Annotated in this window: 19 protein-coding genes and 1 pseudogene; 4 read left to right on the top strand and 16 right to left on the bottom strand. The window is 67.4% G+C overall.

Features of this window, described 5'->3' with window-relative positions:
• The first annotated feature begins 2 nt into the window (after positions 1–2).
• On the top strand, positions 3–482 hold the full coding sequence (locus ASF26_RS17830) for a DUF2269 domain-containing protein (RefSeq protein ID WP_056257042.1): 480 nt from the start codon (positions 3–5) through the stop codon (positions 480–482).
• Positions 483–489: 7 nt separating this feature from the next.
• Here the strand turns inward: ASF26_RS17830 and dxr are convergent, their stop codons facing one another.
• From dxr to ASF26_RS17755, 15 genes are all read right to left on the bottom strand, one after another.
• On the bottom strand, positions 490–1,659 hold the full coding sequence (gene dxr / locus ASF26_RS17825; RefSeq protein WP_056257037.1) for a 1-deoxy-D-xylulose-5-phosphate reductoisomerase: 1,170 nt from the start codon (positions 1,657–1,659) through the stop codon (positions 490–492).
• A gap of 13 nt (positions 1,660–1,672) precedes the next feature.
• Positions 1,673–2,539, bottom strand: a complete 867-nt coding sequence (locus ASF26_RS17820; protein ID WP_056257034.1) for a phosphatidate cytidylyltransferase — start codon at positions 2,537–2,539, stop codon at positions 1,673–1,675.
• Positions 2,539–3,384 carry an isoprenyl transferase gene (locus ASF26_RS17815; RefSeq protein WP_056257029.1) on the bottom strand — a complete coding sequence of 282 codons (846 nt, stop codon included), beginning with the start codon at positions 3,382–3,384 and terminating at the stop codon, positions 2,539–2,541. The genes ASF26_RS17820 and ASF26_RS17815 overlap by 1 nt, the downstream gene beginning before the upstream one ends.
• A 49-nt stretch (positions 3,385–3,433) precedes the next feature.
• Positions 3,434–3,997 (bottom strand): ribosome recycling factor, encoded by a 564-nt coding sequence (gene frr, locus ASF26_RS17810; RefSeq protein WP_056257026.1) that lies wholly within the window; start codon positions 3,995–3,997, stop codon positions 3,434–3,436.
• Between the two features lie 151 nt (positions 3,998–4,148).
• Positions 4,149–4,346, bottom strand: a complete 198-nt coding sequence (locus ASF26_RS23550) for a hypothetical protein (RefSeq protein ID WP_056257022.1) — start codon at positions 4,344–4,346, stop codon at positions 4,149–4,151.
• Between the two features lie 447 nt (positions 4,347–4,793).
• Positions 4,794–5,516, bottom strand: a complete 723-nt coding sequence (gene pyrH, locus ASF26_RS17800) for a UMP kinase (RefSeq protein ID WP_056257018.1) — start codon at positions 5,514–5,516, stop codon at positions 4,794–4,796.
• 240 nt (positions 5,517–5,756) lie between these two features.
• Positions 5,757–6,680 (bottom strand): translation elongation factor Ts, encoded by a 924-nt coding sequence (tsf, locus tag ASF26_RS17795; RefSeq protein WP_056140520.1) that lies wholly within the window; start codon positions 6,678–6,680, stop codon positions 5,757–5,759.
• A gap of 122 nt (positions 6,681–6,802) precedes the next feature.
• Positions 6,803–7,867: a 30S ribosomal protein S2 gene (locus tag ASF26_RS17790; protein ID WP_056257015.1), complete on the bottom strand. Its 1,065-nt coding sequence runs from the start codon at positions 7,865–7,867 to the stop codon at positions 6,803–6,805.
• 189 nt (positions 7,868–8,056) lie between these two features.
• On the bottom strand, positions 8,057–8,806 hold the full coding sequence (locus ASF26_RS17785) for a 16S rRNA pseudouridine(516) synthase (protein ID WP_056257011.1): 750 nt from the start codon (positions 8,804–8,806) through the stop codon (positions 8,057–8,059).
• 10 nt (positions 8,807–8,816) lie between these two features.
• Positions 8,817–9,740 carry a methyltransferase gene (locus ASF26_RS17780; protein ID WP_156463039.1) on the bottom strand — a complete coding sequence of 308 codons (924 nt, stop codon included), beginning with the start codon at positions 9,738–9,740 and terminating at the stop codon, positions 8,817–8,819.
• Positions 9,741–10,098: 358 nt separating this feature from the next.
• Positions 10,099–11,028 (bottom strand): GTPase Era, encoded by a 930-nt coding sequence (era, locus tag ASF26_RS17775; RefSeq protein ID WP_085984279.1) that lies wholly within the window; start codon positions 11,026–11,028, stop codon positions 10,099–10,101.
• 49 nt (positions 11,029–11,077) lie between these two features.
• Complete coding sequence (gene rnc / locus ASF26_RS17770) at positions 11,078–11,890, bottom strand: ribonuclease III (RefSeq protein WP_056257008.1); 813 nt, start codon at positions 11,888–11,890, stop codon at positions 11,078–11,080.
• A gap of 11 nt (positions 11,891–11,901) precedes the next feature.
• Positions 11,902–12,702, bottom strand: coding sequence for a signal peptidase I (gene lepB / locus ASF26_RS17765; RefSeq protein ID WP_027172155.1), 801 nt, complete (start codon positions 12,700–12,702; stop codon positions 11,902–11,904).
• A 60-nt stretch (positions 12,703–12,762) separates the two neighbouring features.
• On the bottom strand, positions 12,763–13,218 hold the full coding sequence (gene acpS, locus ASF26_RS17760) for a holo-ACP synthase (RefSeq protein ID WP_056257003.1): 456 nt from the start codon (positions 13,216–13,218) through the stop codon (positions 12,763–12,765).
• Positions 13,215–13,982, bottom strand: coding sequence for a pyridoxine 5'-phosphate synthase (locus ASF26_RS17755; protein WP_056257548.1), 768 nt, complete (start codon positions 13,980–13,982; stop codon positions 13,215–13,217). The genes acpS and ASF26_RS17755 overlap by 4 nt, the downstream gene beginning before the upstream one ends.
• A gap of 115 nt (positions 13,983–14,097) precedes the next feature.
• On the opposite strand from ASF26_RS17755, the gene ASF26_RS17750 reads away from it, so the two are divergent.
• The 3 genes from ASF26_RS17750 (at position 14,098) to ASF26_RS17740 (ending at position 15,568) form a co-directional block, all read left to right on the top strand.
• Positions 14,098–14,472 carry a PH domain-containing protein gene (locus tag ASF26_RS17750; RefSeq protein ID WP_018045043.1) on the top strand — a complete coding sequence of 125 codons (375 nt, stop codon included), beginning with the start codon at positions 14,098–14,100 and terminating at the stop codon, positions 14,470–14,472.
• Between the two features lie 71 nt (positions 14,473–14,543).
• Complete coding sequence (locus ASF26_RS17745; protein WP_147829098.1) at positions 14,544–14,807, top strand: PepSY domain-containing protein; 264 nt, start codon at positions 14,544–14,546, stop codon at positions 14,805–14,807.
• A gap of 95 nt (positions 14,808–14,902) precedes the next feature.
• Entirely contained in the window at positions 14,903–15,568 is a 666-nt protein-coding gene (locus tag ASF26_RS17740) for an MgtC/SapB family protein (RefSeq protein WP_056257000.1), read from the top strand.
• Between the two features lie 4 nt (positions 15,569–15,572).
• Here ASF26_RS17740 and ASF26_RS17735 read toward each other — a convergent pair.
• Positions 15,573–16,361, bottom strand: a pseudogene (locus tag ASF26_RS17735) (PQQ-binding-like beta-propeller repeat protein); the annotation flags it as partial.
• Between the last annotated feature and the right edge of the window lie 94 nt (positions 16,362–16,455).

Raw genomic sequence — 16,455 nt, 5'->3', positions numbered from 1 at the left:
CGATGGAGTACGTCGATCTCCTGCGCTGGCTGCACCTCATCGGCGCGACGATCCTGCTGGGCACCGGGGCCGGCATCGCCTTCTTCATGACGATGGCGCACCGCACGGGACGGCCCGACCTGATCGCCCATGTGGCGGGGACAGTGGTCGTCGCCGACACGCTCTTCACGGCGACGGCGGCGGTCATCCAGCCGGTGACGGGCTGGCTGCTGGCACGCGCGGTGGGCTGGCCCCTCACCGAAGGGTGGATCGCCCTGTCGCTGATTCTCTACGTCGTCATCGGCTTGTTCTGGCTGCCGGTGGTCAGAATCCAGATGATCCTGCGCGACCTCGCCAGGGGAGCGGCCCAATCGGAAATGCCCCTGCCGCCGCGCTATCACAGGCTGTACCGGATCTGGTTCGCCTGCGGTTTTCCCGCCTTCGCCGCCATGCTCGGCATCGTCTGGCTGATGACGGCGAAACCGCGATTCGCCCTGTTCTGAGCGGGCCTCAGGCGGCGGACGGCAGCGCCTTGGCGCTCCAGGCGCGGACATGGGCGTCGATGGCCAGAGCCTCGTCCACGTCGGCCGGCGCGCGGCGATACTCGGGGGCGAAATGCTCGCAGGCCCGCTCCACCAGTTCGGCGATCCCGTAGAAGCCGATCTCGCCGCTGATGAAGGCGGCCACCGCGATCTCGTTGGCGGCATTCATCACCGTTGGGGCGGCGCCGCCCTCCGCGAGCGCGGCGCGGGCGATGCGCAGGCAGGGGAAACGCGCCTCGTCCGCCGCCTCGAAGGTGAGGCTGCCGACGGCGGCGAGATCGAGGGAGCGTCCCCGCTCGATGGTCAGACGGTCGCCGAGGCCGAGGCAATGGGCGATGGGGACGCGCATGTCCGGCATGGCGAGGCCCGCCGTCACGGCGCCGTCGCGCCAGGTGATGAGGCCGTGCACGATGGATTGCGGATGCACGATCACGTCGAGGCGCTCGGCCTCGATGGAGAACAGGTGATGCGCCTCGATGAGTTCGAGGCCCTTGTTCATGAGCGAGGCCGAATCGATGTTGATCTTCATCCCCATCGACCACGTCGGATGAGCCGCGGCTTCCGTGGGCGAGGCCGCCGCGATGCGCTCCCGCGTCCAGGTGCGGAACGGACCGCCGGAAGCGGTGATGGTCATCTTGGTCACGTCCGAGACGCGGCCATCGCCGAGAGCCTGGGCCAGGGCGTTGTGCTCGGAATCGACCGGCAGCAGCGTCGCCTTGAACCGCGCGGCGTCGCGCATGAAGGCGTCGCCGGCGCAGACGAGACTCTCCTTGTTGGCGAGCGCCACCGTGCGGCCGAGGCGCAGGGCCGCATGGGTCGGGCGCAGACCCGCCGCACCGCTCACCGCCGCCACGACGATGTCGGCGTCACGGGCCACCGCCTCGAGGACGGCGCTATCGCCTGCCCCATTGGCGATGCCGGTGCCGGAAAGGGCCTCGCGCAGGGCCGGCCCCTGGCTCTCGTCGGCGAGCGCGGCGAAATCGGCCCCGATCTCGCGGGCGAGCGTTGCCAAAGCGGCGGCGTCGCGACCGCCGACGAGGGCGCCGATCTGGAACCGCCCGGGGTGCTGGGCCAGCAGATCCGTGGTGGAACGACCGATGGACCCGGTGGCGCCGAGGATGGTGACGGTATGGGTCAACGAATCGATTCCTTCAGACCACGCCGAAGCGGTGGGCGATGAGATAGAGGCCGGCGAGTACGGCCACGGCGAAGAAGCCGTCGAGCCGATCCATGACACCCCCATGGCCCGGGATCGAACGGCCCGAATCCTTGACGCCGTAATGACGCTTGAGCCCCGATTCGGCGAGATCGCCGGCCTGACTCAGGATGGATGCGAGGGCGCTCGTGATGGCGACCGCGACGAGAGGTGCATTCGCCAGACTGCTCCACCCCTGCGAGCGCGCGGCCATCACCAGCAGGGTGCCGGCGGCGATGCCCGCCGCGAGACCACCAAGCGAGCCGGACCACGTCTTCTTGGGGCTCACCGACGGCATCAGCTTCGGACCGCCGAAGGTCCGGCCGGTGATGTAGGCGACGATGTCCGTGGACCAGACCACGGCGAACATCCAGGCCGGACCGAAGATACCGATGGCGGGGTCGTCGCGCAGGGCCGGGGGAACCAGGGCCAGCACGGCGGCGCTGAGGAAACCGATGACGACGCGGCCCCGCCCGCCCGAATCCCGCACCGTGGCGACGAGTGCCACCAAGGCGGCGCCGGTGACCGCGAGCCAGACCGGTGGCGATGCATCCAGGCGCAGGCAGAGGGCGAGGCCGGCCAGCCCCAGGCCCGTGATCGCAACGGTAGGCCTGAGCGGCGCGATCCGGCTGATCGTGATCCATTCGCCCGCGAAGACGATGCCGGCGATGAGCCAGATGGCGGCGAAGGCCCAGCCGCCGAGGAACAGCGTGGTGAGCACGATGGTCGCCAGCACGATGGCTGAGGCGGTCCGCAGCTGGAACTCGCGGCCGCCGAGGGGGCCACGCCTCGGCGCAGACGCCGCGTCGCCGGGCGAGACCATCACCCGGCCTTGCCGCTGAGGCCACCGAAGCGGCGGTCGCGGCGATGATACTCGTCGATGGCCGCATGGAAGCAGGCGTGATCGAAATCCGGCCAGAATTCCGGCACGATCACGTATTCGGCGTAGGCCGTCTGCCACGTGAGGAAGTTCGACAGGCGCTGCTCGCCGGAGGTCCGGATGACGAGGTCGGGATCGGGAATGCCGGTGGTGTCGAGGGCTTGGGAGATGGCTTCGAGGCCAATCTCGGCGGGGCTCATCCGCCCGTCGGCCACGGCCTGGGCCAGGGTCCGGACCGCCCGCAGGATTTCCTGGCGCCCGCCATAATTGAAGGCGATCACCAGGGTGAGCCCGGTATTGCCCCGGGTCCGCGACTCGGCCTCGTCGAGCAGCGCGGCGATATCGGGGCTCAGGCCCTCGCGGGCGCCGATGATCTTGACGCGCACGTTGTTGCCGTGGAGCTCGGCGAGGTCGCGACGCACGAACAGCTTCAGCAGGCCCATGAGATCGGCGATCTCGGCCAGCGGCCGGCGCCAGTTCTCGGAGGAGAAGCTGTAGATCGTCAGATAGGAGACGCCGAGTTCGATCGCGGAACGGACCGCGCGGCGGACGGCCTCGACGCCGCGGCGATGCCCCTCCACGCGCGGCAGACCACGGCGCGCAGCCCAGCGGCCGTTGCCATCCATGATGATGGCCACATGGGCGGGCGCCGCCGGACGGGTGACGGGAGACGGGCCGGACCCCGACGGCGCGGCATCGCGCGAGGCGAGGCCGACCGTGGCAGCGGCCGCATCCCTATCCCCGGCCGCAGATACCTCGATTTGACGCGCGCCCTCTGAGCGACCCAACGCGCTTCTCCCCGTCCCTGATTCCGTCGATTCCATACCTGTCCGAAACCTAGACCTGCATAATTTCCTTTTCCTTCGAGGCGAGAACGCCGTCGATCTCGGCGATGTGCTGGTCGGTCACCTTCTGCACCTCGGTGGCCTGACGCTTCTCGTCGTCCTCGCTGATGGCGCTTTCCTTCTCGAGCTTCTTGAGATGGTCGAGCGCATCGCGGCGGACGTGGCGGACCGCGACGCGGGCCTCCTCGGTGTATTTATGAGCGACCTTGACCATTTCCTTGCGGCGCTGCTCGTTCATCTCCGGCACGCGCAGACGGATGGTCTGGCCTTCGGTCTGGGGGTTCAGCCCGAGATCGGATTCGCGGATGGCCTTCTCCACGGCAGCGACCATGCTGCGGTCCCAGACCGAGATCGACAGGAGGCGCGGTTCGGGAACGCTCACCGTGGCGACCTGGGCCATCGGCATCGACGACCCGTAGGCATCGACGTTGATCGGATCGAGGATGCTCGGAGTGGCGCGTCCGGTGCGCAGGGAGCCGAGATCCTTCGACAAGGCGCTCACGGCGCCCTGCATCCGGCGCTTGATATCGTTCAGGTCGAACTCTGGGGTCGCCATACTGTGTGTCCCGACGAAATTAGGGAGAAAGGGCGTTGGGCCGCCGGGGCCCGTGCGTGCGGCCTCAATGAACCAAAATCCGACAGGTCGCAAATGGCGTTCGCAGCTGCGGCGGATCAAATCGCCGGTGCGAGCCGGGTTCGCGATCGGCCTATCGCGCGACCGGCTTCATCGGCACGATCCCCGGCTGGCCGGAGCGCTGCACGAAATGGCTCGCATCCAGCTCGGTGAACGCCCGGAGCAGGGCGATGACGGACGTCGCGGACATCTCCGTGGGGTCGAACTTCGCGGTGGGACCGTATTGGAGATAGAGGGCGTTGAGGGCCTCCGAACGGCCGGCATAGCCCACCGTCCATCCCCCAACGAACGCTGCTGCACCGGGGCGGCCGAGACGAGGACCATGCCGCTGTGACGGCGGTCCGCCGCCAGAGTCCAGAGCTGCTCCGAGATCGTCGATGCCTCGCCCTCCATGGCCTGGAGGAAGAAATCCTCGTTGAACACGAGGGCCCCGGTCATGCCGGACGCGCGATCGTAGCGGCTGCAGGAGGCCAGGATGTCCCGGACCATGTCGCGCATCGAACCACCCGTTAGCTTGACGAGATTCCGGCTATAGAAAACGATCTGCGACAAGGGCATCGACTATGCTCGGTAGCCGCTTCGGGCGTGCGGCAGGCGTTCCCTTTCCCAGGACGACCTAAAATCCTCAAGAAACCCTGAGGACAGAAGCATCGATCGACTGACAGACCGCCGCACATCAACTCGGCACGGCCAATCCGATACTTGAGACAGGGTGCCGTCAGGGCACGACATGCGTCGAAGGGGCGTTCCCGGTGAGGATCGCGGTCACCGAACTCGGCGCGTGGACCGAGCCGACGACGATGGAGATGCGGCTCTCGCGGGCGAGAGCGAAGGCGGCGGTATCCATGATCTTGAGATCGCGGGCGATGGCATCGTCATGGGTCAGGCGATCGAACCGCACCGCCGACGGGTCCTTCTTCGGATCGGCCGAATAGACACCGTCCACCTGGGTCGCCTTGAGCACGGCTCCGCAGCGCAGTTCGGCCGCGCGCAGGACGGCGGCGGTGTCGGTGGTGAAATACGGGTTGCCGGTGCCGCCGGCGAGGACAACCACCTGGCCCTTGTCGAGATGGTGAAGGGCCGGCTGGCGCGCATAGGTCTCGCAGATGGTCGGCATCGACACGGCGGACATGGTGCGGGCGGGCACGCCGGCAGCATTCAGCGCCGTCTCCAGGGCGAGGGAATTCATCACCGTGGCGATCATGCCCAGCGAGTCGCCGGTGGCGCGATCGATCCAGCCCGCCGACGAGATGCGCGCGCCCCGGATCATGTTGCCGCCGCCGACGACGAGAGCGACCTGGAAGCCAGCCTCCAGGGTCTTGGCGATATCGTCCGCCAGGGCCGCGAGAAGAGGGGGATGCAGCCAATACCCGTCCGGGGCGGCCAGGGCCTCGCCCGACAGTTTCACGAGCACGCGGCGAAATGGTTTGGTCATCGACATGGCGCCAGTCCCCTCGAGCACCGGCACAAGGCCGAACGATCCAATCGGAATTGTCCGCTGTCTATCGCAAGGCGGTCGCGAAGGTCGAGGGGCAGGACGCCGTTAGCGCGTCATCCCCCATTACGCCCCCAAAGCTGTGGAGAAACGCCACGAGGCCGGAGACCGGAAACGCGAAACGGGCGGCGGCATCGCTGCCGCCGCCCGTTTCACAGGGAGACCCGTCTCGGATCGAAGGCCGTATCAGCCGCGGGCGGCGGCGGCGACTTCGGTGGCGAAATCGGGGGCTTCTTCCTTCTCGATGCCCTCGCCGAGGGCGTAGCGCACGAAGGCCGTGAGCTTGACCGGCGCGCCGGCCTTGCCCTCGGCTTCCTTCAGCACCTGCGTGATCGTCTTGGAGCCGTCATGGACGAAGGGCTGCTCCAGGAGGGTGACCTCCTTGTAGTAGCTCTTCAGGCCGCTCTCGACGATCTTGGCGAGCACGTGGTCCGGCTTGCCGGCGTTCTTCTCGCGCAGGATGTTGCTCTCACGCTCCAGCACGGCCTGATCAACGCCCGCTGCGTCGAGGGCCACCGGGTTGGTGGCCGCGACGTGCATGGCGATCTGACGGCCGAGGGTGGAGAGAACCTCCACATCGCCCTCCGATTCGAGAGCCACCAGCACGCCGATCTTGCCGAGGCCGTCGGCGACCTGGGCGTGGACGTAGGACGCGATCACGCCCTTGGTCACGTCGAGCTTGGCGACGCGGCGCAGGGTCATGTTCTCGCCGATGGTGGCGATGAGGCTGGAGAGCGTCTCCTTGATCGTCGTGGAGCCGCCGGGGAAGTGCGCGGCCTCGAGGCCTTCGAGGGTGCCGTCGGTGTCGAGGGCGAGCTTGGCGGCCTCGCGAGCGAAGCCCTGGAAGCTGTCGTTGCGGGCGACGAAGTCGGTCTCGGAATTCACCTCGACGATGGCGGCGTGATGGCCCGACGATTCGACGGCCACGAGGCCCTCGGCGGCGACGCGGCCGGCCTTCTTGGCGGCCTTGGCGAGGCCCTTCTTACGCAGCCAGTCGACGGCGGCTTCGATGTCGCCGTCCGTCTCGTTGAGTGCGCCCTTGCAGTCCATCATGCCCGCGCCGGTCTTTTCGCGGAGCTCTTTCACCAATGCGGCGGTGATGTTGGCCATGGCGAGTCCTCTCTTCGGGTCTGTCTCAAATGATAAAGGAGCCCGACGCTAGGGTCAGCGCCGGGCTTCGGGGATGGTTTCGACGTCAGCGGCGGCGTCCCGTCACCGGGATGCCTGTGCGATCAAACGGCGGCAGCGGCCTCGGCGAAGCCACGGGCCTGATCGACCCAGCCGTCGCGGCTGATACGGCCGTTGAGCTTCAGGTCGGCATCGACCTTCGCGACTTCCGCGTCGGTCATCGCGGCGATCTGCCAGTAATGGTAGACGCCGGCATCGTTGAGCTTCTGCACGATCTGCGGGCCGGCACCGTGGAGCTTGGACAGGTCGTCCGGAGCGCCGCGGGGAGCGGAGAGCAGTTCGAAATGCTCGGTGGACTCGACGAGTGCGGCCACGTCGGCCGGGTCGAGAGCACCGGATTCCACCGAGATGGCAGCCTCTTCCTGCGGGAGTTCCTCGGGGACGGGAGCCTCGGAGGCGCCGAGATCGATGCCGCTGGAGCCCTGGCCACGCGAGATGCCGTCGATGGCGGCGCGGGCGATGAGGTCGCAATAGAGCGAGATCGCGCGGCCGGCATCGTCGTTGGCCGGGACGACATAGGTGATGCCGTCGGGGTTGCAGTTGGTGTCGACGATGGCCGCCACCGGGATCCCGAGGCGCTGGGCCTCCTTGATCGCGAGCTGCTCCTTGTTGGTGTCGATCACGAACAGCAGGTCGGGCACGCCGCCCATGTCCTTGATGCCGCCGAGAGCCTTCTCGAGCTTGTCCTTCTCACGGGACAGCATCAGGCGCTCCTTCTTGGTGAGGCCCTGGCCACCACCTTCGAGGGTCTCGTCGACCTTGCGCAGACGGGCGATCGAGCCCGAGATGGTCTTCCAGTTGGTCAGCATGCCGCCGAGCCAGCGGGAGTTGACGTAGTACTGGGCCGAACGCTTGGCGGCTTCCGCGATCGTGTCGGCGGCCTGACGCTTGGTACCGACGAACAGCACGCGGCCGCCCTTGGCCACGGTGTCGCTCACGGCCTGGAGGGCCTGGTGAAGAGCCGGCACGGTCTGGGCCAGATCGATGATGTGGATGTTGTTGCGGGTACCGAAGATGTAGGTCTGCATCTTCGGGTTCCAGCGGTGGGACTGGTGTCCGAAATGGGCGCCCGCTTCGAGGAGCTGACGCATCGTGAAATCAACGGCCATGATCGTTTTCTCTTCCGGTTGATGCCGCCGCGGAGGAAGCGACCGCCCCCCGAAAGGAACGATCACCGGAAACGCCTCATTCAGGCATGAGGCCGGCTCCGCGTGTGGAATGGGCGGGGCCTTAGCAGAGGATATCCACCGAGGCAAGACGATGGGAGTTCAGTCGCGCTCGCGGCGCTCCTCAATCGATCAGGAGACCGAGGGCGCGCCCAGGACGGCACGAATGTCTTCCTGGGTGAGGATGCGGTAAGCGCCGGCTTCGAGGTCGGCCGGCAGGGTCAGGCCGCCGATCCGGTCGCGATGCAGGGCGGTGACGTGGTTGCCCAGCGCCGCGAACATGCGGCGGACCTGATGATAGCGGCCCTCATGCAGAGTCACGACCACATGGGTCTCGTCTTCGACCTCCATCTCCACCGGAAGGAGCGGCTTGTCCTCGCCGTCGAGCAGCATCGATCCGCTCCCCAGCACCATGACCTCGTCGCCCTTGAGCGGACGGTCGAGCACCACGCGGTAGCGCTTGGCCACGTTCGATTTCGGCGCGATCACCTTGTGCAGGAACGCCCCGTCATCGGTGAGCAGCAGGAGGCCGGAGGTCTCCTTGTCGAGGCGGCCGATGGTTGACAAGGCCGGGTCGCGCCGGCGCCAGCGCTCCGGCAGCAGGCCGTAGACCAGGGGGCCGGCCTCCTTGTGGGAGCAGGTCACGCCCAGCGGCTTGTGCATCATCAAAGCGAGGCCCGGCGGCGGGTCGAGGGGATCGCCGTCCACGACCATGCGCTCGGACAGGTCGGGAGTCACGGCGATGCGCTGGTTGGCGTCGCGCAGGGGCGCCCCGTCGAGCACGATGAGACCGGCCTTGGCGAGAAGGCCGATCTCCCGGCGCGAGCCGTAACCGAGATTCGCCAGCAGGCGATCGAGCCTGAGGCTCGGGCTCTTGCTCACGAAGGCACGCTCACTTGCGCGCTTCGTAGATCTTGTAGCCGCCGGCCGAGGCCTTCAGCGTGACGGCCTTGAAGGCGGCTTTCAGGGGCGCCTCGTAGGGCAGGTGCGCGTTGGCCGTGAGCCAGAGCGTGCCACCCGGCCTCAACGTCTCGGCGGCGCGACGGATGAAGACCTCGCCGAGGAAGCGATCCTCGATCCCGCCATCGTGGAAGGGCGGGTTCATCACCACGAAGTCCAGGCGCTCCAGGGTGACGTCGGTGGAGCGGATGTCGGCCCAGCGGATGTCGGCGCGGGGATCACCCACGTTGCGGCGGGCCATCTCCACGGCGCGCCGGTCGATGTCGATCAGGGTCAGCCCGGTCACGCCCTGGGAGGCGAGGACGGCACGGGCGAGGATGCCAATGCCGCAGCCGAAATCGGCGCCCCGGCCGGACAGGGCCGGCAGGTTGGCCAGGAGCAGCGCCGTGCCCGGATCGAGCCGGTCCCAGGAGAAGACGCCGGGCTGCGTGCACAGGGCGAGGTTGTCGATATGGCGGGGGGCGCCTTCCTGGATCACCTCGTCGAGGTCGATGATCGCGGCGGGCCGGGCGACGTCGCAGATCCGGTGATGCCGCTTGGCGGTCTCGGCCGGCTCGCAGCCGAACTCCTTCAGCTCGCGGCCGAGGCGGGCGCCGCCCTTGTCCTTCGGCGCCAGGGCACGCAGACGACCGCCCGGACGCAGGGCGCGCAACGACAGGGAGAGCGCGTAGCGCCGCTCGATGGTCCCCGCCGGGGCCAGCATGGTCACGCTCTCGAGGCTGCCCTCGGCGATGTCCTCGAGCCGGACCGACCCGGGGATCAGCGGCGAGAGTTGGGCCGCTCCTGCGGACACGTCGGCCAGTTCGGCGGGAGGTGAACCATAGACGGCATCCGGGACGGTGGGAGAAGGCATCATTGATGGATCCGGCGCGACAGCACGCGCGCCTCGAGAGTTGGGCGTTAAGAGGAGGATAGAGAGGTCCGCGACTCGGAATCGAGTGCGGCCTCATGATTGGTAGCCGGCGATGGCCTCGTTGGAAAGGTTATCTTCGCGGCATCCGCCAAATTCGCAAAATCGAGCGAATCGGTTGGCAACAGCCTGTCAAGTCATTGCCAAGCTATTCTGTACGGAATCATTCAAAGCAGGCCATTCAATTGAAACTCCGCCTTGAGAACCCCAACCTTCCGCGAAACGATACTGTGGTTTATGCGGCGGCGCAGCATGACACGAGTATCCGATACCTCGAACATGCCGTGCGACATAGGGCCTGCCTTCACCCGCGCGGGAATTCGAGTCCCATTTCGCGATAGCGCGCCGGGTCGTCGGCCCAGTTCTCGCGCACCTTGACGTGCAGGAACAGGTGGACGGGCTGATCGGCCGCCTCGGCGATCTCGCGCCGCGCCGCCTGCCCGATCGCCTTGATGGTCTGGCCGCCCTTGCCGAGCACGATGGAGCGCTGGCTCTCGCGCTCCACGAAGATCGTCTGCTCGATCCGGACAGAGCCATCGGTCTTGGCCACCCACTGGTCGGTCTCGACGGTGGAGCGGTAAGGCAGTTCCTCGTGAAGCCTGTCGTAGAGCTTCTCGCGGGTGATCTCGGCGGCAAGCATGCGGAGCGGCGCGTCCGAGACCTGGTCCTCCGGGTAGAGCCAGGGGCCGGGCTGCATCATCCCGGCCAGGGTCTTGCGCAGCGTGTCGATGCCGTCGCCGTTGAGCGCGGAGATCATGAAGGTATGGGCGAAGGCGATGCGCTCGTTAAGCGAGGCGGCAAGGGCCAGCAACCGGTCGCGCGGGATCAGGTCGATCTTGTTGAGGATCAGCGCCTTGGGGCGGCGCACCTCGGGCAGACGGGCGAGGATCGCCTCGACCTCCTCGGTGACGCCCTTGCGGGCATCGACCAGCAGGCAGATCGCGTCGGCATCGGCGGCCCCGCTCCAGGCGGAATGCACCATCGCCCGATCGAGGCGGCGCTTGGGCGCGAAGATGCCGGGCGTGTCCACCAGGATGATCTGGGCGCTGCCCTCCATGACGATGCCGCGCACCAGCGCCCGCGTCGTCTGGACCTTGCGGGAGACGATGGAGACCTTGGTGCCCACGAGGCTGTTGAGCAGGGTCGACTTGCCGGCATTGGGAACGCCGATCAGGGCGACGAAGCCCGCGCTCGAATCCGCCGGAATGACCGGCAGCGGCTTGATCTCGGGCATCGGGGCCTGAGGGGGCAGATCGTCCTCGTCGTCGAAATCGTTGTGGTCGTCAGGCATCGGAGTCGCTTTCTTCACCGACGCCCGCCGACGTCTCCATTCCGTTGAGGGGGCGCGCGCCGGCCTGCTGGCTCACACCGTGGACCTCGCGGTCGAGGACGAGGCGGGCGGCCTCCTGCTCGGCGAGGCGTTTCGAAGGGCCGGTGCCGTATCCGGGCTCCAGGCCCTCGACACGCGCGGCGATCCTGAAGACGGGGGCGTGGTCCGGACCGGACCGCTCCACGACGTCGTAGACCGGGATCGGCAGAGCGCGGCCCATCGCCCATTCCTGAAGGGCGGATTTCGCGTCGCGTCCGCGCGGCGCCGCCGTGTCGGTGCCGGGCGCGAAGGCCGTCAGGACGATGGCTTTGGCCGCCTCGTATCCGGCATCGAGGAAGATCGCGCCGAGGATCGATTCGCAGGCATCCGCCAGGATCGTCTGGTTGCGGCGGCCGCCGCTCTGGATCTCGCCCGGGCCGAGGGCAAGATGCGGCCCGACATCCCAGGCCGTCGCCACGGCGGCGCAGGTCTCCCGGCGCACGAGCCCGGCGAGACGCCGCGACAGGTCACCCTCATCCGCCTGGGGAAACGCTTCGTAGAGGAGGTCCGCGATGGCGAGGCCGAGCACCCGGTCACCGAGGAACTCGAGGCGCTGGTAGCTTCCCACCCGTCCGCCGCCACCGGCCTTGCTGACATGGGTCAGGGCCAGGGACAGCAGGCTGCGGTCGGCAAAGACATGGCCGATCCGCTCTTCGAGCACGTTCAGGCCGGGCTTGGGTCGCGGTGCGCGCCGCGCCCGGCTGGAAGGACGCGCCTCCTCATCCACGATCGATCGTCCTAATGGATGCTGCTGAAGATGCGGCCCCACCGCACCTTCGTCGGCCATTGCCAAATCTGCCAGGCGGGCGTGCCCTCGTCGATGGAGAAGAAGATCATTTCGGCGCGGCCGACGAAATTCTCGAACGGCACGAAGCCGACATTGGCGAGATCGCGCGAATCCGTGGAATTGTCGCGGTTGTCGCCCATCATGAAGTAACGGCCCGGCGGCACCAGATAAGGCTCGGTATTGTCCCAGTAGCCGTTGTCGCCCTCGCGCTCGATCACCTGATGCACCACGCCGTTGGGCAGGGTCTCGGTATATTGCTCGACCTTCGTCTCCTCGCCGTACGGACCGGTGGTCTCGTAGGGGGCGATGCGCTCGCGCTTCACCGCCACGTCGTTAATGTACAGGATGCCGGCCTTCATCTGGATCTTGTCGCCGGGCAGGCCGATGACGCGCTTGATGTAATCGGTGGCATTGTCCTTCGGCAGCTTGAACACGGCGATGTCGCCGCGCTTGGGCTCCGCCGCCCAGATCCGACCGTCGGCCTTGAAGGGCAGGTACTCACTCAGGGGGAGAGAGTACTTGGAATATCCGTAGGAGTACTTGGACACGAACAGGTAGTCGCCCACGAGAAGCGTCGGAACCAGCGACCCCGAGGGGATGTTGAACGGCTGGAAGAGCAGCGTGCGCACCACGAGGGCGATCAGCAGCGCCTGGACGCCGACCTTGACCGTCTCCTTGATGCTCGCCCAGGCGCCGGTATCGGCCGCCCTCAGGTCTCGCTTCGTCTGGTGATCCACGCGCGCTCGTTCCATCTGTCTGCAATCTCCGGCTCGACGCGCGAACCCGATCGACTGTCGGTGAAGACCGGCGGTCTAGACCATGCGGTCGGGGGCCGCAACGCGAGCGGTCGCCGGCTCAGCATGCGCGGCCGGAAGGGGCAAGGCTTCGATGATCACGAATGCTTGCGCCATGGGCGGATCGTCGGTGAGCGTCACGTGGATCTTCGCGGCATGCCCGGCGGGAATCATCGCCCGCAGGCGCTCCGCCGCGCCCCCGGTGAGGCACAGGGTCGGCGCCCCGCCCGGCAGGCTCACCACCTCCATGTCGCGCCAGAACACGCCGTGGCTCATGCCGGTGCCAAGGGCCTTGGCACAGGCCTCCTTGGCGGCGAAGCGCCTCGCATAGGACGGGGCGCGGGCGGCGCGGCCCTCCGACTTCGCGCGCTCGCCATCGGTATAAACCCGATGGGTGAAGCGCTCGCCGTAGCGCTCGAGGGACCGCTCGATCCGGCGGATGTCGCAGAGGTCCGAGCCGATGCCGACGATCATGCCGCGATCCCCGCCCGCGCCCGGTCCATCGCGGCGCGCATGTCGCGGATCGCCTGGCCGAGCCCCCAGAAGATGGCCTCGCCGATGAGCGAGTGGCCGATATTGAGTTCGGCGAGTTGCCGAAGGGCCGCCACCGGCCCGACGCTGTCGAGGGCGAGACCGTGCCCGGCATGGATTTCGAGGCCGATCCGCGAGCCGTAATCGGCAGCCCGCGCGATGCGGGCGAGTTCATGCGCCACCCGCCTGCCATCGCCCTCAGCGACGGCCTCGCAATAGCTCCCCGTATGCAACTCGACCACGGGTGCTTCGAGACGGACAGCCGCGTCCATCACCGCCTCGTCGGGCTCGACGAAAAGCGAAACGCGGATGCCGGCGGCCGACAGGGCGGCGATCCGGGGGGCGAGGTGCGCCGCCTGCCCGACGATGTCGAGGCCGCCCTCGGTGGTGCGCTCCTCGCGCTTCTCGGGAACGAGGCAGGAGGCGTGCGGCCGGAGGCGGGTCGCGATCCCCACCATCTCGTCGGTCGCTGCCATCTCGAAATTGAGCGGCACGGAGAGCTTCGCCATCAGCGCCTCGATATCGGCGTCGCGGATATGCCGGCGGTCCTCGCGCAGATGCGCGGTGATGCCGTCCGCCCCGGCTTCCACCGCGAGCAGGGCGGCGGCGACGGGATCGGGATGGATGCCGCCGCGAGCGTTACGCACGGTGGCGACGTGGTCGATATTCACCCCGAGGCGCAGGGGAACGGGGGTTGTAGCGGACATCATGCAGCTCCGGACGGCAGACGGGTCCCGAGAAAAAGGACGACCGGCGGAGGATGTGCCGGGCCGGCTCGTCCCTAGATAGGGGCAAGGCGGCATTTTCGGGATAGGCGGCGCAATGGGAATTCTCGACGGCCTGTTCGGCCATGGCAGCGACCTCTCTCCGCAGGAGGTGAACGACAGCCTCGCGGGAATCCTCACCCAGGGCGAGACGGTGCAGGTCGCCTTCCGGGTGATCCGCGACCTCATCGTCTTCACCGACCGGCGGCTGATCCTCGTGGACAAGCAGGGCATGACCGGGCGCAAGGTCGCCTACATGACCGTGCCCTATCGGGCAATCACCTGCTTCTCGGTGGAGACGGCGGGCAGTTTCGACTTCGATTCGGAACTGGCGATCTGGGTCTCCGGCCGGCCGGAGCCGATCAGGAAGACGCTCAAGCGCGGCGCCGACATCCTCGGCATCCAGCAGGCGATTGCCGCCTCCCTCAGGTGATTTGCCTCCGGAACCGGAAAACCAGGGCAGATGTTTGCTTTTAGACGGCAAACGAAATCTTGGAGGAACCCATGAGTGTCCTGAAACCCGCGCTCCTCGCCCTGCTCCTCACCGCCGGGTCCGCCGGCATCGCTCTCGCCGACAAGCCCGGTGCGGACTGGATGCCGGCCGAGCAGGTCAAGCAGAAGCTGATGGCCGCCGGCTATACCGACATCACCGAATTCGAGGCGGATGACGGCCATTGGGAGGGCGAGGGCATGAAGAACGGCGTGAAGATGGAATTCCACGCCGATCCGAAGACCGGCGCAATCATTTCCGAGAAGCCCGACAAATAGGCCCGTCGACGGGTGAACAGGGACGGCGGCAGGATTGTCGCCGTTCTCGTCTCTGCTTAGGAGCGACCGACTGGCTCTGAGCGGATGGACTGCACATGATCGGCAATTTCGAGATCCTGGGCCGTCTCCTGCTCGCGGCGCTGCTCGGCAGCGCCGTGGGTTTCGAGCGCGAGCGCCTCGTCTGGGCGGCGGGGATGCGGACGCACATGCTCGTCTGCGTCGGGTCCTGCCTGATCGTCATCGTCTCGGCCTTCGGCTTTTCGGACATTCTCGGTACGCCGAACGTCTCTCTGGATCCGTCGCGCATGGCGGCACAGGTTGTGTCCGGCATCGGCTTTCTCGGTGCCGGCACGATCATGCTGCGCGGAGAAATGGTGAAGGGCCTCACCACGGCGGCGGGATTGTGGGCCGTGGCCGCCATCGGCTTGGCTGCGGGAACGGGCCTCTACGTGGCGGCGATCGCGACCACCGCCATCGTTCTCCTGATCCTGGCGGGAATGAAGCCGCTGGAGAAGCGCTACCGCGAGCGGGCGCAGACACGGACGCTCACCATCACGGCCAGGCGCGGCGCGGTCACCATCGAGAGCCTGCGGACGATGTCCGGTTCCTTCGCCTCCCGCCTCATACAATTCGTGGCGCAGCCGACGGCGGAGGATGGCATCGACACAATCGACGTGTCCTATGTCCACATCCCGGAGAAGAGCTTCGACGAGATCGTGGCCGCCCTTCGGGCCCACGACGGCGTGACGAGCGTCTCCTGAAGCATCAGTCCCGCGTTTCGGGAAGAGCGAAGACCGTGAGTTGTCCGCCCAGCGCCGTGTAGCGCGAGAGCGCCGCATAGCCGCCCACCGCGCCGGCCCCGTCCGCCGGATCGGTGAGACCGGCCGCGAGCCCGATCCCCGCCCAGCCTCCGACGCCCGAGAGCACGGCGACGTATTGCCTGCCGCGATGGAGGTAGGTCGTCACGTTGCCGATGATGCCCGACGGCGTCTTGAACCGGTAGAGCTCGCGGCCCGTGCTTGCATCGACGGCCTTCAGGTAACCTTCCAGCGTTCCATAGAACACCACGCCGCCGGCCGTGGCGAGGGCGCCGGACCAGACTGAGAACGGCTCGGTGTTCGACCAGACGACCTTTCCGGCAACGCCGTCCCAAGCGATGAACCGACCCGTCTCGGGCCCGTCCTCGGTCGGTTGCAGGGTCACGGTGGCGCCGACGTAGGGGATGCCGGGCGTATAGGTGACGTGGAACGGCTCGTAGCTCATGCAGATGTGGTTGGTCGGCACATAGAACAGCCGGGTGATCGGCGAATACGCCGCCGGTTGCTCGTTCTTGGCGCCGATGGCACCGGGGCAGATGCCGGTGGTGGTCTCGTCCTCTCCCGTTTTATCGGGTGAACGGCGCGGATCGACCAGGGGGCGCCCGTAACGGCTTGAGCCCTTGTCCATGTCGATCCCGGTGGCCCAGTTCACTACCGGATCGAATTTTTTCGCCACCAAGAGTTCGCCGGTGCTCCGGTCCAGCGTGTAGCCAAACCCGTTGCGGTCGAAATGGGTGGAGGCTGTGTGAAAAGAGCGTCTGGTGATTAGGCCGGCCTGACATCGCGGAAGGTTGCCCTGAGGTTTTGCAGGACACGCGGGTCGTTGGTGG

It is taken from the genome of Methylobacterium sp. Leaf93 (assembly GCF_001422345.1).
In the GTDB taxonomy this organism is placed as follows: Bacteria; Pseudomonadota; Alphaproteobacteria; order Rhizobiales; family Beijerinckiaceae; genus Methylobacterium; species Methylobacterium bullatum.
The sequence above is the reverse complement of the archived record's forward strand: the minus strand, read 5'-3'. Positions and strand labels throughout refer to the sequence as shown.